The 21,578-nt window shown below is 63.5% G+C and carries 16 protein-coding genes, 4 tRNA genes and 1 pseudogene; 14 read left to right on the top strand and 7 right to left on the bottom strand.

The genetic code is table 11. The features are described from left to right. Positions 1–328 precede the first annotated feature (328 nt). The 13 genes and pseudogenes from ENJ54_04845 (at position 329) to higA (ending at position 11,039) form a co-directional block, all read left to right on the top strand. A complete protein-coding gene (locus ENJ54_04845) occupies positions 329–2,677 on the top strand; it encodes a hypothetical protein (GenBank protein ID HFC09168.1) in 2,349 nt (782 codons plus the stop codon). 95 nt (positions 2,678–2,772) lie between these two features. Then, positions 2,773–4,662 carry a Na+/H+ antiporter gene (locus ENJ54_04840; GenBank protein HFC09167.1) on the top strand — a complete coding sequence of 630 codons (1,890 nt, stop codon included), beginning with the start codon at positions 2,773–2,775 and terminating at the stop codon, positions 4,660–4,662. A 9-nt stretch (positions 4,663–4,671) separates the two neighbouring features. After that, a complete protein-coding gene (locus ENJ54_04835; GenBank protein ID HFC09166.1) occupies positions 4,672–5,289 on the top strand; it encodes a sigma-70 family RNA polymerase sigma factor in 618 nt (205 codons plus the stop codon). Further along, positions 5,286–5,954, top strand: coding sequence for a hypothetical protein (locus ENJ54_04830; protein HFC09165.1), 669 nt, complete (start codon positions 5,286–5,288; stop codon positions 5,952–5,954). The genes ENJ54_04835 and ENJ54_04830 overlap by 4 nt, the downstream gene beginning before the upstream one ends. Positions 5,955–6,407: 453 nt before the next feature. After that, positions 6,408–7,856, top strand: coding sequence for a chromosomal replication initiator protein DnaA (dnaA, locus tag ENJ54_04825; GenBank protein HFC09164.1), 1,449 nt, complete (start codon positions 6,408–6,410; stop codon positions 7,854–7,856). 131 nt (positions 7,857–7,987) lie between these two features. Beyond that, positions 7,988–8,059: transfer RNA gene (locus ENJ54_04820), tRNA-Gly, on the top strand. Positions 8,060–8,107: 48 nt separating this feature from the next. Then, a tRNA-Ser gene (locus ENJ54_04815) sits at positions 8,108–8,197 on the top strand. Positions 8,198–8,263: 66 nt separating this feature from the next. Continuing rightward, positions 8,264–8,358, top strand: a tRNA-Ser gene (locus ENJ54_04810). A 10-nt stretch (positions 8,359–8,368) separates the two neighbouring features. After that, a tRNA-Arg gene (locus ENJ54_04805) sits at positions 8,369–8,444 on the top strand. A gap of 41 nt (positions 8,445–8,485) precedes the next feature. Further along, positions 8,486–9,595 carry a hypothetical protein gene (locus ENJ54_04800; GenBank protein HFC09163.1) on the top strand — a complete coding sequence of 370 codons (1,110 nt, stop codon included), beginning with the start codon at positions 8,486–8,488 and terminating at the stop codon, positions 9,593–9,595. A gap of 3 nt (positions 9,596–9,598) precedes the next feature. Then, positions 9,599–10,411, top strand: coding sequence for a 5'/3'-nucleotidase SurE (gene surE, locus ENJ54_04795; protein ID HFC09162.1), 813 nt, complete (start codon positions 9,599–9,601; stop codon positions 10,409–10,411). A 24-nt stretch (positions 10,412–10,435) separates the two neighbouring features. Beyond that, positions 10,436–10,713 (top strand): annotated as a pseudogene (locus tag ENJ54_04790) (type II toxin-antitoxin system RelE/ParE family toxin). 20 nt (positions 10,714–10,733) lie between these two features. Then, positions 10,734–11,039 carry an addiction module antidote protein, HigA family gene (higA, locus tag ENJ54_04785; protein HFC09161.1) on the top strand — a complete coding sequence of 102 codons (306 nt, stop codon included), beginning with the start codon at positions 10,734–10,736 and terminating at the stop codon, positions 11,037–11,039. An 8-nt stretch (positions 11,040–11,047) separates the two neighbouring features. Here the strand turns inward: higA and ENJ54_04780 are convergent, their stop codons facing one another. The 7 genes from ENJ54_04780 to ENJ54_04750 all read right to left on the bottom strand — a co-directional run bounded on the left by ENJ54_04780 (position 11,048) and on the right by ENJ54_04750 (position 19,130). Next, entirely contained in the window at positions 11,048–11,857 is an 810-nt protein-coding gene (locus tag ENJ54_04780; GenBank protein HFC09160.1) for an energy-coupling factor transporter transmembrane protein EcfT, read from the bottom strand. Positions 11,858–11,913: 56 nt separating this feature from the next. Continuing rightward, positions 11,914–13,785 (bottom strand): hypothetical protein, encoded by a 1,872-nt coding sequence (locus ENJ54_04775; protein ID HFC09159.1) that lies wholly within the window; start codon positions 13,783–13,785, stop codon positions 11,914–11,916. A 105-nt stretch (positions 13,786–13,890) separates the two neighbouring features. Further along, entirely contained in the window at positions 13,891–14,427 is a 537-nt protein-coding gene (locus tag ENJ54_04770; protein HFC09158.1) for a GNAT family N-acetyltransferase, read from the bottom strand. Positions 14,428–14,490: 63 nt separating this feature from the next. Further along, entirely contained in the window at positions 14,491–15,174 is a 684-nt protein-coding gene (locus ENJ54_04765) for a hypothetical protein (protein ID HFC09157.1), read from the bottom strand. A gap of 30 nt (positions 15,175–15,204) precedes the next feature. After that, positions 15,205–16,053 (bottom strand): purine-nucleoside phosphorylase, encoded by an 849-nt coding sequence (locus ENJ54_04760; protein HFC09156.1) that lies wholly within the window; start codon positions 16,051–16,053, stop codon positions 15,205–15,207. Positions 16,054–16,078: 25 nt separating this feature from the next. Next, a complete protein-coding gene (locus tag ENJ54_04755) occupies positions 16,079–17,002 on the bottom strand; it encodes a hypothetical protein (protein ID HFC09155.1) in 924 nt (307 codons plus the stop codon). Between the two features lie 100 nt (positions 17,003–17,102). Beyond that, positions 17,103–19,130, bottom strand: coding sequence for a CBS domain-containing protein (locus tag ENJ54_04750; GenBank protein ID HFC09154.1), 2,028 nt, complete (start codon positions 19,128–19,130; stop codon positions 17,103–17,105). 159 nt (positions 19,131–19,289) lie between these two features. Here ENJ54_04750 and ENJ54_04745 point away from each other — a divergent pair, with 159 nt between their 5' ends. Next, on the top strand, positions 19,290–21,422 hold the full coding sequence (locus ENJ54_04745; GenBank protein HFC09153.1) for a CBS domain-containing protein: 2,133 nt from the start codon (positions 19,290–19,292) through the stop codon (positions 21,420–21,422). Positions 21,423–21,578: the final 156 nt, after the last annotated feature.

Genomic DNA, 21,578 nt, shown 5'->3' with positions numbered 1-21,578 from the left:
GCGGAGCCAGTGAAAGCACTGGTGAGTTACTACACCCACAACAAAACGCGGATGCGCTATCGGGAATTTCGGGAAGCAGGGTATCTGATAGGAAGTGGGACGGTGGAAAGCGCATGTAAACAAGTGGTGACTCACCGGCTCAAACGAGCCGGTGCTCGATGGACGCCATACGGGGCTGAAATGACCGCCAAAGCGCGAGCAGCCTGGTTGAGCGATGCTTGGTCCCCCACCACCGGCTGGCCCCTTGCTGCCTGATTCTACAACTTATGAGTGCTCCCAGCCGCACACGGGCAAACCGGCCTACCGGAATTTACGGTAAAATACTCCCATGCCTCCTTTGCCTTTTCGCCCTCCGGCGCAAATGGTGCTGGCCGCCGATGCGCGCCTGACCGACACGCCGCCCGATGACGACCATGTGTGGGCGCTGCACGCCGCGTGGGGGGAGCGCGATGCCCTTGCGCTGGTGACCACTTATGGGTTGCGGGTGCAATCCATGGCCCTTTTCCCCTTTGTGGTGCGGGAAGGCCAGCCCCGTTGGGCCGCGCCGGCTTTTGCCCGTTTGCCCCAGGTGCACGACCTGGCCCCGGCTTACGCCCGCCTGACGTGCGAACCGTTCCCCGATTTGGCGCTGCATTGCGAATATTGGGTGGCGCACCCCAATGCGGTGATTGGCCGCCTGACGCTGGAAAACCGCGCCGCCGCACCCCGCACCGGCACCCTTGGGCTGGCTGCTGTGTTGCGCCCCTTCACCGATGCCGAGCACGGCATGGCACCCCAAGAGCGCCACGCCGTGCATGTTTTGCAGGGGGAAGCCGGGGGGCTGCAACCGGTGGTGTTCCTGACCGGTGGGGCGGAGGCGGTGCTGAGCCCTTTCCCTTCGTTGACGGTGGATTTCGACTTGCCCGTCGAGGGTCGCCGCCGCCTGACCTGGGTGCAAACCGCCCTGGCCGATGCCGAAGCCGGTTTCGAGTTGGCCCGCAAACTGGCAGCGCGCCCCTGGCCCCCTTTCCTTGCCCGCCTGGCCCTGCTGGAAAACCAGCATCCGCGTCTGGAAAGCACGCCGCCCGCGCGCACCTGGGCCTTCCTGCGTGCCCGCCAGACGGCCCAGAGCCTGCTTGCCCGGTTGCCCGGCCTGCCGCGCCCCTTCTTGCTCACCGCGCGTTCCCCCGACCACGGCAGCCCTGCCGACCCGTTGGCCCTCAATCGGGCGGCGTCGGTGCTGGAGGCGTATCACCTCGCGGTGAGTGCCTTCTTGCCGACCAACCCGCAGCCGGTGCAAGGGTGGGTGGCCGCCTTCCTCGCCCGCCAGGAGGCCGATGGTTTCATCCCCTGGAGGCCGGCGCAGCCCGAAAGCCACCGTTTGGCCTCGCCCCTGCTGGTAGAACTGGCTTACCGGGCTTATGCCCACGACCCCGCGGGGCTGGCCGGACTTTATCGCCCGCTGCATCGTTTCATCGAAGCGTGGTATGCCCGGGGTGATGCCAATCGCGATGGCTTTCCTGAATGGTCGCATCCTTTGCAAATGGGGCTGGCCGACCTGCCCGGCTTTGCCCCCTGGCGCCGCGATTCGGTTGGCGCCGATCTCGCCCAGGCCGAAAGCCCCGCGCTGTACGCGCTGCTCTATCGGGCATTGGGGCGGCTGGAAACTCTGGCCGAGGCCGCAGGTGAGACCCCGCCGCCCGACTTGCGCACCCGCCGCCGACGGCTGCGGCAGGCCGTCGCTGCCATGTGGGATGCCCACCGTCGCGCGCCCCTCTACCGCGATTACGAAACCCACGAGCGCCCCCCGCACCTGACGTTGGGCAAACATCGCGGCCCCGGCACGCTGGCGATTGCCGAAACTTTTCCTTTGCCCAGCCGCGTGGTGGTGCATCTTTTCCCCGAGGGGGGGCAGGTGGTGCCTGCCACGGTGACCTTGCGGGGCAGCGACGCCCGCGGCAAGCCGCTCGAAGAGACCCTCAGCGGCGGGCGCATTCGCTGGCACGAAGGCCGCGGGGTGGCGGTTTCCCGCGGGGTGTTTCGCCATCTCGCCACGGTGACGGTGGAAGGCGAGAAACTGCGCAGCCGCAGCCGCTTTGTGGTGCTGACGCCCGACTACACCACGCCCGACATCAGCCTGTTGTTGCCTTTTTGGGCTGAAATGTTGGAAGACGACGCAGCCCAGGCGGTGCGGCGAGCGTTGGTTTCGGCGCGCGAATACGGGCGGCCTTATGGCGCCCCCCTTTCGCCGCGCGGCGGGCAAAAGGCAGCCCCCTGGCGACGCGCCGTGCACATGCCGTGGAATCTCTTTGCGGTGGAAGGCTTGCTTGCCCACGGCTTTGTGGCCGAGGCGGCCCACCTGTTGGAAAGCCTGGCCGCGGCCGCCCAAGGTGCGTTGGCCGCCCAGGGCACGTTTGCCGAAACTTATCACGCCGATACCGGCGAGGGCATGGGCGGGCGCGATGTCCTTGGCGGCCTGTTGCCGGTGGGGCTGTGGCTGCGGACGGCCGGCATCGTCCCTGTCAACCCGCATAGAGTGCGGTTTACCTGGCCGACGCCCTTTGAAGAAGAAATGAGGGTCTCGTTTTGGGGCTGGCACATCCGTCGCAGCCCGGGCCGCACTTTGATCACCACCCCTGATGGTGAAACCCGCACCTTGACGACACCCGAGCCCTGCGAAGTGGAAATCGCGCCGTAGGGCATTCCCGTGCATCGGTTGCCCGGCCATCACGTGCATTGCAGCATCGGCACACCGGGGCATGGCAACATCAACATACGGAGCGTTGCTTCCCCATGTCGTACTCTATCATTTTTCTCGAAGAGGTGGTCATTTCGCTGCTGACCGTGGCGGTGCTGGTTGGCATCTTCAGCCGCCGCCTGCGGATGCCTTATACCCTCGGCCTGGTGCTCATTGGGCTGGCGCTGGCGATTTTCGCCGAGGTGGAAGTTCACATCACCAGCGAACTGATTTTGGGGGTGCTGGTGCCGCCGTTGATTTTCGAAGCGGCTTTCCACATTCGGTGGGAAGACCTGCGCCGCGATCTGGGCTTGATTTTGGCGCTGGCCGTGGCCGGTGTGGTGCTGGCGACGGGGGTGGTTGGCGGCATTGTGCATTATGGTTTGGGCATGCCCCTGGCCGCGGCGCTGGTTTTTGGCGCACTGGTGGCGGCTACCGATCCTGTCGCGGTGGTGGCGCTGTTCCGCTCGCTGGGCGCGCCCAAACGGCTGCAAGTGTTGCTGGAAGGGGAAAGTCTGTTCAACGACGGCACCGCCATTGTGGTTTTCAATCTGCTGCTGGGCGTGCTGGTGACCGGCACGTACAGCATTACCGGCGGCCTGATTGATTTCGTGCGCGTTGCGGGCGGCGGCTTCCTGGTGGGTGGCTTGCTGGGGGCGTTGGTTTCGGCCATCATTGCCCGCGTTGACGATTACCTGCTGGAAACCGCCCTCACCGCGGTGCTGGCTTACGGTGCTTTTCTGGTCGCCGAGCAGGCGCATGTCAGCGGTGTGCTCGCGGTGGTGGCGGCGGGGCTCATCAACGGCAATATCGGCCCTCGCGGCATGTCGGCTACAACCCGCATTGTGGTCGTCAATTTTTGGGAATTCACGGCTTTTCTGGCTAACTCGTTCATCTTTCTGCTCATTGGGCTGCAAATTCGCCCTGAAGTGCTGTTGAGCAACTGGTACGCTGTGCTGTGGGCGGTGTTGGCGATCATCGTGGCGCGCGCTTTGAGCGTGTATGGCCTTTCGTGGATTGGCCGAGACCTGCCCTCGAAGTGGCGGCACGTGCTGTACTGGGGCGGCTTGCGGGGTGCGGTTTCCCTGGCTCTGGCGCTGGGCATCCCCGAGAGCGTGGGGCCGCTGCGCGACCAGATCAGCGTGATGGCCTTTGGGGTGGTGCTCTTTACCCTGCTGGTGCAGGGCGGCTCGATGCCGTGGGTGTTGAAGTGGCTGGGCATTGGCAGTAACGACGAAGAGCGGCTTGAGTTTGAGCGCCGCCATGCGCGTGCGGTGGCCGCGCGGGCCGGCCATGAATACCTTACCCGCGCCTACCGGCAGGGCGTGATTTCGGCGCACACCTGGGAGGTGCTCCGCCCCTTGCTGGAGCAGCGCAACCAGCGGCTTCAGCGGGCCGTGGAGCAGATTTTGCGCCAGCACCCCGCCCTGCAAATGGAAGAGTTGCACAAAGCCCGGCTGGAAATTCTGCGTGCCCAGCGCATTGCGCTGCAAGAACTCTTCCACGCGGGCGTCATCGGCGAAGAAACCTTTGCCACCCTGGCCGCTGAGGTGGATAGCGCCCTCAGCGATACCCTTCCGGCCTGGCCTGGCATGTTGCTGCGCCGCTCGCCCGATGCCCCGCCCATCCGTCATCTGCTGATGGCGATTGTGCAGGAACGCACCCCGCACGCGGTTGCTGAGGCGCTGGGCAAGTTGGGCATTCCGGTGGTGCCGGTGGAAAGCAGCGGTGGCTTCCTGAAGCGCCCCAACATCACCATGCTTATTGGCGTGCCTGAAGGCCAGATCGAGACGGTGGTCGAAATTCTCAAGACCACGTCGCGCCGCCGGGTGGAGTTTGTGGCCGATAAAATCGGTGGGGTGCTGCCCCTGCCGCGCCCCAAGCCGGTGCATGTCGGTGGGGCGACTGTTTTCCTCTTTGATGTGGATGAGTATATTGAGCTTTGAGCCGTTGCCATGACCGAGGCTGAGTGGGTTCGCGCCGCCCAGGGCGGTGACCTGGAGGCTTTCAACCGCCTGGTGCTGGCTTATCAGGATGCGGTTTACAACGTGGCCTACCGCATCTTGGGCGAGCGCGTCGCGGCCGAGGACGCCACGCAAGAGACCTTTCTGCGGGCGTGGCAGCACATTCGCCGTTATCGGGGCGGCTCGTGGCGCGGCTGGCTGTTTCGTATTGCCACCAATGCGTGTTACGACCACCTGCGCCGCCGCAAGCGCCGCCCGACGGTGCCGCTGGAACCCGCCGATGCCGAAGGCGATGCGGTGGAAGATGCCCCCTGGCTGGCTGACACCAACCCCCAAACGCAACCTGAAGCCGAAGCCGAGCGTGCGGCCCTGCGGCGCGCCCTGGAAACCTGCTTCCAGGCGCTCCCTGCCGAGCAGCGCGCCGCCCTTGCCTTGGTGGATGTGGGGGGCTTTCCCTATGCCGAGGCCGCACAAGCCCTTGGTGTGGCGTTGGGCACGCTGAAAAGCCGCCTGGCGCGTGGGCGGTTGCGGATGCAGGCGTGCCTGCGCCGTTTTCCGGAACTTTTGGGCGCTTTGGCGCGTCTAAACCCCGGAGGGCGTTCCTCATGAGCCGCGCAAACCTTTCTGCCCGCGACCTGCGTCTGTTGACCGCTTACCTGGATGGCGAGTTGCCCCCCAGGGAAACGGCGCGTGTGGCCCAGCGCGTGGCCGCCGACCCGGCCTGGCAGGAAGCCTACGCTGCTATGCAGGCTGTCAAGCAGGGGCTGCACACGCTGCCCCGCCAGCGCGCCCCGCGTGCGTTTACCCTGCGTGCGGGCGATGTGGTCACCCAACGGCCGTGGGGGACGAGGCGGGTTTACCGCTGGGCCAGTGCGGCTGCGCTGATGTTGTTGCTTTTGGTATTTGCAGGCGACTTCCTTTCCCACACCATGTTGCTCGGCGCGACGGCTGCTCCGCCGCCGCGTGCGCTTTCGGCTGCGCCGGTGGAGCAGCCGGCCGCCGAGAGTGCCAAGGCTGCTGGCGCGGCGGTGGGGATGGCCACCCCTACCCTTTCGCCGCAACCGCGGGCTTTGGCTCCTGCCCACGTGGAAGAGAACGCGCTCGAACCGGTCACAGCCACCCCCACCCCCACCCCCACCCCCACCCCCACGCCGTTTCCTGTGCCATCGGCGGCGCCCTCTGCGCCGACGCCTTCGCCTTGGGGCTGGCGTCTTGTGGAAGGGGCGTTGGCGTGCCTGGCGGTGGTGCTGGCTTTCTTGGGATGGCGGCGATAGCGCGGCTTGCGCCCGTTTTGAGGTGGGCTGTGCTGGTATGGCCGCTGTGGGCCGTGGTCTGAGGGGGTTCCTGGCTAAGCACACGCGCGGCCGCGCGCAACCTTAGGGCAAAAGTCGCGAGGCACACGCGCGCGGGGGAATTCCCCTAAACCTCCCAAAACCTGGGTGAAAGCCCAATTTTCGGATAGTCCTTCCCAGATATGGGGGTGTGGCGCGAAGGCGCGCCCATAGAAAGGCGCACATTTTTTCGACTTGTCGTGAGGGGGGGCTGACTGCACAGGGCAAGATTTAAAGAACAGTTCCTTAAAAAAGCGGATGTTTTTAAAGTTTCGTAGGTTTCTTCCCATTGCTCCCGCGGCTTTCTCCATGTAGAATAACTCTCGCACAGGGGGCGTTCAGCCGCCGGATGCATGAAAAGCAGGGTCAACAAACTTTGCAGCCTCACCTTCGCCGATGCCCCACCAGGGGGCGTGGGATGCTGGAGCATACGAGGAGGACAGCGTGGAAAAGCAAGCCGTTCAAGTCTGGCAAACCGTGTTGGGCCAGCTCCAGATGGAGATGCCCAAAGCCGCTTTTGATACCTGGGTGCGCGACACCCGGCCAGTTGATTTGCACGATGGCAAACTGGTGGTCGGCGTTCATAACGCTTATGCTCGCGATTGGCTGGAAAGCCGTTTGCGCAGCACGGTGCGCCGCAAGTTGGCCGGGCTGCTTGCCAAGCCTGTGGATGTGGATTTCGTGGTGTGGACGGAGGAATCTTTGACGAGACGGTCGGGGGAAGAAGCCGTGGCCTTGAACCCCAACGGCCATGCTCAGGGGCCGCAGCCGCGCTCGCGCGCCCGCACGGCTGCGCTGCCGCCTTCCCACAGCGCGGCGGCCATCAACCCGCGCTACACGTTCGAGAACTTCGTGGTGGGTTCCAACAACCGCCTGGCCCATGCAGCCAGCATGGCCGTGGCTGAGAATCCTGCCAATGCTTACAACCCTCTCTTCCTCTACGGCGGCGTCGGTTTGGGCAAAACTCACCTCCTCCACGCCATCGGCAACGCCTGCCTCGCCCAGGGGCTGGTGGTGCGCTACGTTTCCTCGGAAGAGTTCACCAACGACCTTATCAATGCCATTCGCATCCACGACACCGAGGCTTTCCGCGACAAATACCGCAAGGTAGATGTGCTCCTCATTGACGATATTCAGTTCATTGCCGGTAAAGAATCCACGCAGGAAGAGTTTTTCCACACTTTCAACACCCTGCACGGCCAGAACAAGCAGGTTGTGCTGACCTCCGACCGTCCTCCGAAGGCGCTGGTGACGCTGGAAGAGCGGCTGCGTTCTCGCTTTGAATGGGGGCTGACCGCCGATATTCAGCCGCCCGATTTCGAAACCCGTGTGGCGATTTTGCGTTTCAAGGCTGAAGAGGCGGGTAAGACCGTGCCGATGGAGATTTTGGAAACCATTGCCCGCTACATGCACACCAACATCCGTGAGCTGGAAGGTGCGCTCACGCGGGTGCTGGCTTATGCCGAGTTGCGGGGGATGCCGCTGACGCCCCAACTGGTGGAAGCCGCCCTGGCCGACATGCTGCCTCGCCGTCAGGAAATTGCCCCCGAGCGCATTTTGCAGGCCGTAGCCGAGGCTTTTGGTGTCAGTGTAGAGCGCCTGCGCAGCAAAAGCCGCGCCCACAAAGTAGCGCTGCCCCGCCAGGTGGCGATGTATCTGCTGCGGGAAGACGCGAAGCTTTCCCTGCCGCAAATCGGTGAACTGCTGGGCGGCCGCGACCACACCACGGTGAAGTACGGCTACGAAAAAATTGCCGATAAAATCGAAAGCGACGAGCGTTTGCGCCGCGATGTGCTGCTGCTGCGGGAAAAACTTTACCGCCGCAGCACGCCGTTGAGGGCGTGAAAACCCCTTTACCCTGTCGGAAGCGCTGCTGCACGCGCATGAGCCTTGCCAGGGGGCTTCCCCGTAGCGGGCGGCTTGGCGGTGTCAGCATTGACAAATATCCCCAGGGTGGCTAAAATTAGCCCCGCACTGCGGGCGTCGCCAAGTGGTAAGGCAGTAGCTTCCCAAGCTACCATTCGCGGGTTCGAATCCCGTCGCCCGCTCTCGGGTTGTCACCCCTTCTTGGGTGTGGTAAAATACCCTCCGCTCCGGGAGGGATGGCCGAGTGGACGAAGGCAACGGTCTTGAAAACCGTAGTGGGCTTACGCCCACCGGGGGTTCGAATCCCTCTCCCTCCGCCTGAACCACAGGCGGGAAGCCCCCAGGGTAGCCCATCCTCCCCAGGGGCGGTTGCACCCACACAATTCGGGGAGGTGCCGGAGTTGGACGATCGGGGCCGCCTGCTAAGCGGTTGTGGGGGCTAAAACCTCCACCGCGGGTTCGAATCCCGCCCTCCCCGCCTGTGAATATCTGCCCTCGTAGCTCAGTGGAGAGAGCACTTGCTTGCGGAGCAAGGGGTCGCGTGTTCGAATCACGCCGAGGGCGCCATACGGGAGCGGCAATCGCCGCTCCCCTTTCGTTTCCATACAATGAACACCGTCGACGTCCTGATCATCGGCGGCGGCCCGGCCGGACTAAGCACCGCCCTTCACCTGTTGCGCGCGGCCCCATCCTGGGCCTCGCGCCTTCTGGTGCTGGAAAAGGCGCATCACCCTCGTCCCAAGTTGTGCGGCGGTGGGGTGACGCCCCTGGGGAGGGACGTTTTGCGCCGGCTGGGCTTCCCCTGGCCGTTGCCGCTGCCCCAGGTGCCGGTTTTCACCAGCCGCTTCAACTACCGCGGCAACGTCGTGACGCTGCGAGGCGCCGAGCCCCTTTTCACCGTCTTCCATCGCCCGGCGCTGGATGCTTACCTGGCTGCCGAGGCGCGTCGCCGGGGCGTCAACCTGCGGGAAGGCGTTCCCGTGCGGCGGCTGGTGCCCGAAGCCGGTGGTTGGCGGGTGTTGACGCCCGCGGGTGAATATCGCGCCCGGGTGGTGGTGGGGGCAGACGGCTCGCGTGGCATGACCCGCAACGCGGTGATCGACCGCCGCCGCCATCACGCCACGGCCCGACTGTTGGAAGCCATCACCCCCGCGGCTGCCGATGACGACTTGCCGCCAGGCACGGCTTTTTTCGATTTCTCGGCGGTGGCGCGCGGCCTGCAGGGTTACACCTGGCGCTTCCCGCTGCGATTGCAAGAGAGCCCTTACCGCAATCGCGGCATCTACGATGCTCGCATAGCCCGCAAAGCGCCCCGGGCCCCTTTGCTTTCCCTGCTGCGGGAAGCCTTCCCTGACATGCCGCAGCCGCAAGGGCACCCCATTCACCTTTTCAGCCCCTTGCAACGGCTGGCGCGGCCTGGCCTGTTGCTGGTGGGTGATGCCGCAGGCGCCGACCCGCTTTTTGGCGAAGGCATTGGCCCGGCGCTGGCCTATGGCGAAGTGGCTGCGCTGACCATTCTGGCGGCTTTCCGGCAGAACGATTTTGCCTTCCGCAATTATCGGTGGCGTTTGTTGATTTCCCCTCTGGGGCGATACCTCACGCTGCGCTGGGCGGTGGCGTGGTGGGCTTACCGCCTGGCCCCGCACCGAGCGCCGATGCGGGTCATCTGGTGGATTGCTCACGCCCTTGCGGCGTATGCTAATTTTCGCACGAGGTAAACCATGCACATTTTGCTTACCAACGACGACGGCATCCGTTCCCCCGGCCTGTGGGCCGCAGCGGAAGCCCTTTCCGAACTGGGCTGGGTGACTGTGGCGGCCCCCCGCGAACAGTCTTCCGGCGCAGGGCGAAGCCTGCCTTCCACTTCTGATGGCATCATCACCGAAGAAACGATCACCGTGCACGGCCAGCGTTGGACGGTGTATGCTGTGGGCGGCACGCCTGCCCAGGCTGTGCAGCATGGCGTGCTGGAAATCATGTCTGAGCCGCCCGACCTGGTGGTGGCGGGCATCAACTACGGGGAGAACCTTGCCACTGGCGTCACGGTTTCCGGCACGGTGGGGGCTGCACTGGAAGGCGCGGCGTTGGGCTTCCCGGCCTTGGCGGTTTCGCTGGAAACCCCGAAAGACTATCACTTTTCCTATTCCCGCGACGTCGATTTCAGCGCCGCGGCGCATTTCACCCGCTATTTTGCCGAGCGGATGTTGCAAACCCGCTTGCCCGACGATGTGTACGTGCTCAAAGTTGATGTGCCCTGGCACGGCACGGTGGAAACCCCCTGGCGGGTCACGCGGCTGGCGCGCAAGCGTTATTACCGCACCGTGCCGCCTAAGCGCCGCAGTTGGCAGGAGCCTGGCACGATGGGGTATGGCCCTGGCGACCCGCCGGAAACTTTCGACCCCCACAGCGATGTTTACGCGGTGCGCGTGGACAAGGTGGTTTCCGTTACTCCCCTGAGCCTGGATTTGACCTCGCGGGTGGATTTGAAGATGCTGGAGCGCCAATTGCGGGGGAATCGGGCGATTGACGTTTAGCGCGTTGCGCTATATCATCAGAGTATGATACGGTCGTTCAGAGATAAAGAGACGGAAAAGATTTTCGGGCGGACGCGCTCGCGGAAATTACCCCCTGTCAGCAAGTGGCTTATCGTAAACTCCGAATGCTGAACAATGCTATGAATCTCAATGATTTGCGAATACCCCCGGCGAACAGGTTAGAGGAACTTAGTGGCGACCGTAAAGGGCAATATAGCATTCGAATTAACGACGGATGGCGTATTTGTTTTGAATGGCATGATGGTGACGCTTATCACGTGGAAATCGTAGATTACCACTAACGTGAGGAAGGACATTTGCAATGGCAACCGAAAAGCTGAAGCCGGTGCACCCTGGTGAGGTATTGTTGGAAGAATTTCTCAAACCCATGGGGCTGAGCCAACATCAATTGGCATTGAGCATCGGTGTTGACGCGCGCCGCATCAATGAAATAGTGCTGGGGAAACGGCGTATTACTGCCGATACGGCGTTGCGCTTGGCACGTTTCTTTGGCACCACCCCTCAGTTTTGGATGGGATTGCAAAGCGATTACGACTTGGATGTAGCAGAAGATAAATTGGGGGATCGGTTAGAAAAAGAAGTACGTGCTTACTCTGTGGCACGGTAAGCGCGCTGTTAGCCTGGCACCCATTGCAGGTGGGCCAGGCCAAAATGGAGCGCAAGGGCATACACCGCCGCGACATAGAGCAGCCAGGCCAGCAGAAAGAGCACGTCGCCGCGGCGGATGACCATTTGCCGGTAATAGGTGCGTTGCGGCAGCGCACCAAAGGCTTTGGCGTCCATTGCCAGCGCGGTGCGCTCCGATTTCCGCACCGCCGCCGCCAGCAGGGGGATAGCATAACGGCGGGTTTTTTCGATCCATCCCCGTAAGCCCTGACCTTCCCCGACGCCGCGCACGCGATGCGCCAGGCGGATGGTTTCGTATTCCCGTTTGAGCAACGGCAGAAAGCGGTAAGAGACCAACACGCCATAGCCGAAGCGGGGCGGTATTTTCAGGTTTTGCACCAGGCTGAGGGCAAAGTCGGTAGGGTCGGTGGTGGCAATGAACAGCAGGGAAGCCGCCACAAACACTGCCACCCGCAGGCCCATGCCCAGGCCGTTCCACAGCCCTTCGGTGCTCAAAGTCCAGATGCCCCAGTGCCAGAGAATGTGAGGATGGGCATAGCGGCTGAGGTCGGTGTAGAGGGCATTGAAAAGCGCAATGGGCAGGGGCAACAGCGCGAGGGGAATGCTCCACCGTAGCATTTGCAAGAAGGGCACCCGCCCCAACCGCCAGGCTGTGAGCCAGAGGGCTATCAGCAACATGGCTGGGATGAAAGGGTCGAATGCCGCGGTGGCTGCCAGCGCTACCACCGCGATGGCGGCGAGTTTCATCGCCGGGTTGAGCCGGTGGAGGGGCGAGGCGTGGGCGAGGTAGGTGAACATAGGGAAGTCAGGTAGTCGGGTAGTCAGGTAGTCAGGTGATCGGGTAGTCGGGGGCGTTATTGGCGGTGTTTTTCCTGGCGGGCTTCGGCTTCCATTTCAAGTAGCACCCGCACGACTTCTTCCAGCGCGATGCGTTGCTTGCGGTAGAAGTTGGCTTCCGAAAGCGCCAGCCGTTGGGCGACTTCCCGCACTTTGCGCCCTTGCAGGAATTTCATTTCCAGGATGTTGTAGAGCAGCCATTCGGTGGTAAAACGCCGCTCGCCTTCGGGGCGCAGCCGCTCGACCGCGTCGCGCAGCACCGAGCGGACGGCTTGCGAAGCGTCTTCGTGGCCGTCTTCCATCGCTTGCTGGATGACCTGGAGCCGTGTGAGGGGGCTGCGGGAGAGTTTGGGCCCGCCCCAGTAGTGGCTGAGTGCATCTTTGACCCACTGCGCCAGTTCCGCCGAGGGGGGCAGTTCTTCAGGGGTGGCGAGCACTTTCTGCTGGTCGTAGCGTGCCACTGCCCGCAAGCGGGGGATGAAGTCGTCGGGGCGGGTGAGGGCTTGCAGGGCGTGGGCGGCGGCGCGGCCCCGGGCGTGGTAGGTCAGGGCCAGGGCGGCTCGCTCGGCCAGGGCGCGCAGGGTGGCGCGGGCTTCGGCGTCCAGGTTGGCGTCGCTGGGGAACCCCAGCACCCCCAGCAGTGCCCCGCTTTCCCGGTGGTGGAGCGGCGTCAGCAGGTAGCCATCCCAGCGCAGCAGCCCTCGCTGGGAGGCCGCTTCGGCCAGCAAGTGCGGCGGTGTTTCGGGCAGCGGCGGGCCTTCCCCTACCGCTACCAACAGGCTGAGGTTGCCTTCCTCCACCACGGCGATGAAGGCGGTCGGCACGCGCAACTGGTCGCACAGGGCGGCCAGCACGGCTTCCAGGAACTGCGCGACATCTTCCTGTGTGAACAGGTGGTCTTCCAGTCGGTGTAGCGCGGCGAGCAGGGAGTTGCTTTGCCAGCCGCCCAACAGTGGCTCCCACAGGGGCGCGGTCGCGCCGATGAGGTGCTCGACCAGCAGGAAACTGAGCACCATTGTCAGCGGCACGAGCACCGTGTAGGGCTGGCCGAGATAGCGCGCACCCATTCGGCGGACGGCGGTGGTCAGTGCCAGGGCTGTGGAAGCCGCCACCGGCCCCCGCAACAGCCAGTGCACCAGCCGCACCCGCACCACCCGGTCGGGCCAGGCCACGCCGAAGAAGGCGACCGCGTAGGCCATCAGCACCAACAGCAGGGTGGTGAAGAGGTTGCTGAGCGTCGCCAGCAGCCAGAAAAAGTGTGGCGCGCTGGCGGTCAGGTTTCCCAGGAAGGTCGCGTAAGGGAAGGCCCCTAAAGTCGGGGCGAGCGCGCCAAGCAACAGGTAAGCCATGCGGCGGCGACTGGCGCGTACCACGGTGCGGCGATAGGCGCGCACGAAATTGACCCACGCCCACGCCATCGTGCCGAGGTAATAAAGGGCAAACAGCGCCGTCCACCGGGTGGCTGTGTGGTAGGGCAGCGGCGCATCGGCGATGAACGGCCCTAACAGGCGGTTGGAACCCAACAGCGCGGCGAACCCACCGGCTGCGGCGTAAAGCAGCCGTACACTGAGCCGTCGCCGCCCGCGCGAGGGGCGGCCGGTGGTGGCCAGAAGCGCGTCGGCAAAGTGAACGTAAGCCGCCGGCAGCAAAATAGCCCCCAGCCATTGCAGCCGATACCACAGGTCGGCCAGGGCAGGGCTGGCCGACGCGCTGCCCAACGATTCTCCCCCAAAGGTGAGCGCCACCGCAAGCAGCACCACCGAATAAGCGAACGTCACCCGGTTGCGCAGGTTGAAGGTAAGCGCGTACAGCCACAGGGAAAGCGCTGTGATGCCGATCCCCGCGGCCAGCACTTGATTGAGGGCGCGCAGGAACGCCGTGAAAGTCATGGGGGCCTTAGTGTATCCTCAAACGAGAGTTAGGCAATTCAGGGGTGCAGTTTTCTTTTGGAGTGCGGCGACGGGTCGCTGCTTTCCAACAGGCTTGATTTTGCCTTAGGTCAGCGGGAGGGCGAAGAACAGCGCGACGTCGCCATTGGGGTAGTAGCCGTACTGAAAGCCGCTGAAGGTGAAGCCGAGGTGCTGGGCAAAGACGATGGCCGGGCCGTTGCGGAAAGAGGCTTCCAGCACCATCTGACGCAGGCCGCGCTCGCTGCCCCATTCCCCCGCGGTCAGCACCAGCGCGCTGCCGATGCCTTTCCGCCGCCAGGGGGCATGGACGACGACGTCGGTCAGCCAGAGGCCGTGTTGCGGGCGGTCGGGTTCGGCAGCCAGGTAGCCAATGGGGAGGCCGTCGTGCACGGCCACCAGCAGCAGCCCCCGCCGCTGCCAGGTATCGAGCAGGTTTTGAGGGTCGTGAGGGTAAGGTAACTTGAGCGGGCGCGGCAACGGCGCGGGCTGGAAGGTGGCTCCCAGCCCGCCGTTTTCTGCCCATGCCATCTTCCACACGGTTTCTGAAACGCTGTGATGGTCGATTTTAGGCAGGTAGGGAATATCGGTTGCCAGGGCGGTGCGAATTTCGATTTGCGGCATGGTCGGTCTCTGGTCGTGGCGGCAATGGGGTGGCGGGGCGTCCCGCCGCGCGGGTTGCAGGCGCTATGAAGGCGGCGCGATGTGGATGCGAATGCGACAGGGCGGCAGGGCTTTGCCCTGGTTGTCCACCACCACCAGTTGCAGCACATAGTCGCCGGGGGGGATGGCCGCTGTATCCCATTTTTCGACCAGCGTGCCTTCTTTCACCGGCGTGTGGCTGGCGAAGATGGTGAGGAAGAGCGCCTGGTCCACGGGGGCAATGTCAACCTTGTAAAAGCCGAAGTTGGGAATCAGCGCCGACCCCTCGATGTTCACCTCCCCGCTGATGGTCTTGCCGTTCTGGGGGGAGGTGATTTCGACCTTGGCGGGCACGCAACCCTCGGGGTTGATGGTCGGTGGCGGGATGGGCGTGGCGGTTTCCTGCGGTGCAGGGGAAGCCTGTGGCGTGCCGGTGCCGGGGGTTGCCAGCACGTTGACGGTGGGGGTGGGCAGCAGCACGGCGCTGCGGTAGGGGGCGACGTAGGTCGCCAGGGAAAACACCACCAACGCAGCCAGGAAGGTCAGCCCCAGGCCCCACAGGTTGCGCCGAAAGCGCTGCTCGGCATGCTGCCGCTCCAGCCCAAAGATGGCATCTTGCAGCCGCCGGTAGGCCTGGGCGGTGCGCAAGGCATAGAGCAGGAATGCCACCCCCAGGAAAAGATAAATGAGCGTTTCGTAAGTTTGCAGGAAGCCCAACAGGGGTTGCATGACGCCTCGGTAAAGGGAGGGGAAGGGGCGTTAAAGCGCTTGCAGCACGCCGCGCAGCAGCGTCAGCAGTTTGGGCACGATGATGCGTCCGGCTTCCAGCACCTCTTCGTGGGTGGTGATGGTGCTGCCGTCGAGGTTGGCTTTGTTGCTGATGCCCGAGATACCGAGCACCCGCGTGCCGCCGTGGCGGGCGACGATGACTTCTGGCACGGTGGACATGCCCACCGCGTCCACGCCGGCCCCGCGCAGGAAACGCAAATCAGCGGGGGTTTCAAAGGAAGGCCCGGCCAGCGAGGCGTAGACGCCTTCCCGCAGCAAGATGCCGGCCTCATGGGCTACCCGCCGCGCCAGGGCTTGCAGTTCGCGATCGTAAGCCTGGCTCATATCGGGGAAGCGGGGGCCGAGTTCATCCAGGTTGGGGCCGCGCAGGGGGTTCAGCCCCGCCATGCCGATCAGGTTGAGGTGGTCAGTAATCAGCATCAGGTCGCCCGGCACGAACTCGGGGTTGACAGCCCCCGCCGCGTTGGTGACGATGAGCGTTTCCACGCCCAGGCGCTGCATCACCCGCACCGGCAGGCCGACCTGCGCCATGGTGTAGCCTTCGTAATAGTGCACCCGCCCTTGCAAAATCAACACCGGTTGGGAAGCCAGCGTGCCCAGCACCAGCCTTCCGGCATGGCCCGGCACGGTGGAAACCGGCCAGTCGGGAATTTCGGCTGTGGGAATGACGGCGACGGCTTCGGCCTCTTCGGCCAGCGCGCCCAGGCCGGAGCCTAAAATCAGCCCTACACGCGGTTGAAAGCCTTGCGCCCGCCGGCGGATGACGTCGGCCAGGGCATCGATGTCTTGCAGTGAGAAGTAGTCGGGTTTTTGAAGCATGGGGAACCTCGTGGCGAAAAGATGATTATTCAGCAGGGGTGTCGAGGGTGGGCAATTCGGCAGGCGGGGTGTTGCCGCAGGAGGTTTGCAGGCGACGCACCAGCAAGGTTGTTGAAAGGGGGTTGGTGTGCCCCAGCGCCATGCCGATGGTTTTCAGGGGCACCTGACGGGCAAGCAGCCGGTGGGCTGCTGTGGCGCGCAGCACACGCGGGGTGAGCGGGGTTTCCAGGCCGGCCTTTTGCCCCCAGCGGCGCAGGCTGTGCCACACGCTCTGGCGAGAGAGCGGTTTCCCTTGTTGGCTGATGAAGAGATGGGTTTCGCCCTCTTTGGGGGAAAGCCCATCGCGCCCCTGTTCCAGGTAGCGCTTCAACGGCTCGAAAGCGCCTTCGAGTTTCCAGGAAAGCATGGTGCCCGAGGGCGTGGGCAGCCAGAGGGCGTGTTGGGCTTTGTCTAGGTGCTGCAGGTGCAGTTCCAGCAGGGCGCTGACGGGGAAGCCCCATTCGACCAGCAAAGCCATCAGCGCGAGGTCGCGCAGGGCCTGCCGTTTGGGGGAAGTCAGCAGCGTTTGCCACAGGCGTTGCAGGTCTTCCGTGCGCAGGCAGGTTGTGGGGCGCGGCGCGCGGCTTTGGCTGAGCGTCTCTTCCAGCAAAAGTTCGGTGGGCATGAAAGGTTTTTCAATGCGGTGGGTGAGCAGCAGGCAACGCTCCAGCACCCGCAGCGAAGCCGTGCGGCGCTGGACTGTGGCGCGGCTGCGCCCCGCGGCCACTTCGTGGGCCAGGAAGCCCACCACATCGTCGGCGCTCAGGCTGGTGGGGGGCACTTCTTTGCCCTCTTCGGCCAGGTAGGCCAGAAAACGGCGAATGTCGCTTGCGTAGGCCGTCGCGGTCGTGGGACTGTAACCAAGCAGCCGTTGCACTTCGTCGACGAAGTTGGGAAGCCAGGTTTCCATGGAAAACTCTCTCGATGTGTCAGGATGGCCAAGAACGGCGCTATTGTATTACATCTTTTGGAAAGATGACAGGTTTTGGCTGCGGCGGGGTGGCTGGCGTTCAGGCCTTGTTCTCCACCAGCGAGCGCAGCGGCGCCACGGCGCCGGGCTCGGCGACGAAGGTCAGCCGATCGTTGGGCAGCAACAGCGTATCGCCGTGCGGGATGAGCAACTGATGCCCTCGCTGAACACGCACCAACACCGCGCCTTCCGGCCAGGGCACTTCGGCCACCGTTTTGCCCGCCACCGGCGCGTCTTCCACAACGGTCATTTCCAGCACGGGCGCTTCGGTGATGGCTTCCAGCCGCATTTGTTCGCCGCGGTGTTCCAGGGAAGCCCGGCGGGCAAGGGCGAGTTCGTAGGCGCGGATGATGGAAGCCCTGTTGATCCAGCCCAGCAGGCGGTCGGGGTGAGCCGGGTCGACCACCGGCAGGCGGCCGATTTCGTGCACACTCATCTTGTGTAAGGCGTCTTTGATGCTCTCTTCGGGGTAAACCACCACCAACCGCTTGCGACAGACTTCGCCTGCCGTGCGCTGAGGGTTCTCTGGGTCTTCGGCCAGGGCGCGTTGCAGGTCTTGCAACGTGATGATGCCGATGAGGCGGCCTTCGTCATCCACCACCGGCAGGCCGTGGGTATGGAACTGGTCGAACATGGCGCTCACGGTGAGCAGCGGCATGTCGGCGCGAATGGTGACCGGCCGGGGTTCCATCACTTCTTTGACTTTGATGGATTCCAGCACGTCGACATCGCGGCCGCGTCGCAGCCGCAGCCCATCGCGCACCAGCCCCAGCGAGTAGACCGATTCGGGTTGGAAGTATTGACTTACCAAAATGCTCACGGTGACCGCGAACATCAGTGGGAGCACGATGTGGTAATCGTCGGTCATCTCGAATAAAAGCATGATGGCCGTCACTGGCGCATGCACCGTGCCGGCAAGCACCGCCGCCATGCCGACGAGGGCGAAAGCCGAAGGCACGAGGTGCAAACTGGGGAAGAGGTGCTCCATCGCCAGGCCATAGGCGCCGCCCAAGGCTGCCCCGAGAAAAAGTGAGGGGGCGAACACGCCGCCGATGAAGCCTGCTCCCAGGCTGAGCGCTGTGAAGATGATTTTCAGGAAGACCAGGATGACCAACGTTCCTAACACCATCTCGCGCCCGTTGAGAATATCTCCCACGGCTTCGTAACTATCGCCCAGAATTTGGGGGTAGTAAAGCCCCACAGCGCCAATGAGCAGGCCGATGAGCACAGGCGAGAGCCATTTGGGGAGTTTGAGGCGATGGAAAAAGTCATGCGTCCAGTAAATGGCCTGGATGTAGAGTAAAGCCACCGGGGCAGCCAGAAGCCCCAGGCCGAGGTAGAAGGGCAGATCCATTGGCCCGTGGTAGGTGTAGAGCGGGATGGGGAAGGCGGGTTGGGGACCGACCAGGGCGCGGGTGAGCACGGCGGCCATCACGGCGCTGAGCACGATCATGCCGAAAGACGAGATGAAGAAATCACCCGAGATGATTTCTACCGCAAAAAATACGCCCGCAATGGGGGCGTTGAAGGCCGTTGCGATGCCCGCGGCGACGCCTGCGCCCACAAACACCCGTGTGCGCTGGTCAGACATGTGGAACTTTTGCCCGAAAAAGGAGCCAATGCTGGCGCCAATTTGCACGCTGGGGTCTTCCGGCCCAACCGACGCACCACTGCCCAACGAAATGGCCGAAACCAGCACTTTGAGGGGCGTTTCTTTGTAGCGCAGGCGGCCGCCTGCCAGCGCGACGGCTTCCATCACCGAGGCCACACCGTGATGGCGTTCTTCACTCAGCCACCACATGCGAATCAGCCCAACAGCCAAACCGCCTACGGCTGGCACCAGTAGCAACACCCAGCGGCCAGTGTGCGGCACCAGCAGGCCGGCCCCGTCTTCCCAAAGCAGGGTGTGGATCCAGCGAATGGTTTGTTTAAAGAGAAGGACGCCCGCGGCGCTGAGCAAGCCGATGATCGTTGCTCCCAGCGCCTGCATGAGATCGCTGTAAGAAGAGGGAAGGGTCCAGAAATCTCGCCACTGTTTGACTTTGGAAACCACGATGCTTCGCCTCACCAGGGAAAAGGATGGAAAAGAATGCGATTAGATTATACCGCCTTTGGACATAAATCGTTGTATAATGGATTTCGGTTTGTCTGCAGTCGGTCTGCTTTGTGCTCGGCCAGAGGTGGGGCGTGAGACGTTCCCCTGGAATTTTGCTTCGAGGAGTGCATTTTGCAGGAAACCCCTTCATCGTTCGCTCGCCAGATGGTGTGGGAGCGTGTGCTCGATCGGGTGCACGCTTCGGGCATGATAGCCTGGTTACTGTTGGCTGCGCTCATTGGCGCGGGAACTGCTGTAGGAGCCGTGTTCTTCATTGAGTTGATCTCGTGGGTAGAGCGGCTTCTTTTCTTTCACTTGCCCAAAGTGTGGCCCGATTTGGGGCGCGGCTGGTACATCATTGCCCCGGTGATTGGGGGCCTGGTTGCCGGGCCGATTATTGCCTTTTTTTCGCCCGAAGCCAAAGGCCACGGCGTGCCGGAGGTGATGGAAGCGATTGCGCTGAAGGGCGCGCGCATCCGCCCGCGGGTGGTGGTTGCCAAGGTGGCCGCCTCGGCAGCCTGCATTGGCTCGGGCGGCTCGGCAGGGCGTGAAGGGCCGATTGTGCAGGTAGGCGCGGCTTTCGGCTCGACGTTGGCGCAGTGGTTCCGCCTTTCGGAAAGCCGCACACGCAACCTGGTCGCGGCAGGGGCGGCAGCGGGGATTGCCGCTACTTTCAATGCTCCCATCGCGGGCGTGTTGTTTGCCATTGAAGTCATTTTGGGCGAACTGACCCTGCGCGACTTGAGCAGCGTGGTGCTTTCGGCGGTGACGGCCAGCACCATTGCCCGCAGCATTTTGGGCGACCGCCCTGCTTTTGGCATTCCTTTCTATGCCACCCGCAGCGGCTGGGAAATTTTGATTTACCTGTTGCTCGGCGTGTTGGGGGCGCTCATCGGTGTGGCGTTCATTCGGGCGCTCTATTTCACCGAAGACCTGTTCGATAACTGGGATTTCCCCGCCTGGCTCAAACCGGCGGTGGGCGGTTTGTTGCTCGGCACGATGGGCTACCTTTACCCCCAGATTTTGGGGTTGGGCTTCGTGCCTGCCGACGAATTACGTCTGGGGGTGCCGCTGCACCAGGGGTTGCCCCATGTGTTTGGTTCCGGTTTCCCCGTCATTGAAGATGCTTTGCTGGGCAACCTCTCGCTGACTTTGATGGTGGTGTTGGTGGTGCTCAAACTGGCGGCGACTTCGTTGACGCTGGGGGCGGGCAATTCGGGCGGTGTGTTTGCACCTGCCCTGTTCATGGGGGCAATGACCGGCGGCACTTTCGGGTGGGTGGTGCACAAAACGTTGCCCACCATTGCTGCCGGGGCTGGCTCTTACGCCACCGTGGGCATGGCAGCGGTGTTTGCCGCCGCGGCCCGTGCGCCGCTCACGGCGATTATGATCGTCTTTGAACTTACCGACGATTACCGCATTTTGCTCCCCCTCATGGCCGCTGTGGTGGTGAGCGTGGTGGTCGCTGAGCGCATGGAGCCGGAATCCATTTACACGCTCAAACTCGTGCGGCGGGGCATTCGCCTTTTCCGCGGACGCGATATGGATGTGCTGGCCTCGGTCAAAGTGGCGGAGGTCATGGATTCCAACCCGGTTACCGTGTCGCCCGACATCCCGGCGGCCAGCCTGGGCGGCCTGTTTTTGCAGACCAACAGCCATGGCTTCCCGGTGGTGGATGAGCATGGTAACCTGTGGGGCATTGTCTCACTGGCCGATTACCGCCGCGCCATTGAAGGCCGTCGGGGCAACGACCCCAATTTGAAAGTGCGCGATATTGCCGTGCGGTCGGTGGTGGTGGCTTACCCGGACGAAACCCTGCGCGATGTGGCCCAGCGAATGGCCCCGCGCGACATTTCACGCTTGCCCGTGGTGGACCGCAAGAACCCGCGCAAACTGCTGGGCGTCATTCGCCGCAATGACATCGTGCACGCGTACGAACTTGGCATGGTACGGCGCGGCTTTGCTGTGGGGGAACTCCCTGGGGTGCCTCCGGGCACGGCAGAGGCGCGATTTGTCGTGCCTCCCGATTCGCCCCTGGTGGGCAAAACGTTGGCCGAAGTGCATCTGCCGGAAACGTTCCTCCTCATCCACATCGATCGGGGTGGGGAAACCGTCTTGCCCCACGGCGATACTCGCTTGCAGAGCGGCGACATTCTCACGCTGTTGGCGCGGGAAGGCGACGTGGAGGCATTGGAACGCTTTTGGGAAGCGATCAACACGCCGCCGCAGGAACAGGAGGAAGAGGAACAGGAACAGGCCTCCTGAGGCTTATTGCGCGACATGCTGGAATTGACCTGCCGCCCCTGGTGCCCGGTAAGGGTCCAGGGGCGTATTTTATCGGCCCCGAGGGCCTCTTCCTGCCCCTCTTTTCGCGCACCCTGGGATAGAATAGAAACACCCTTGCATTTCATCTCACTTTTG

This window comes from Chloroflexota bacterium (assembly GCA_011322445.1).
Taxonomy (GTDB): Bacteria; Chloroflexota; Anaerolineae; order Anaerolineales; family DRMV01; genus DRMV01.
The sequence above is the reverse complement of the archived record's forward strand: the minus strand, read 5'-3'. Positions and strand labels throughout refer to the sequence as shown.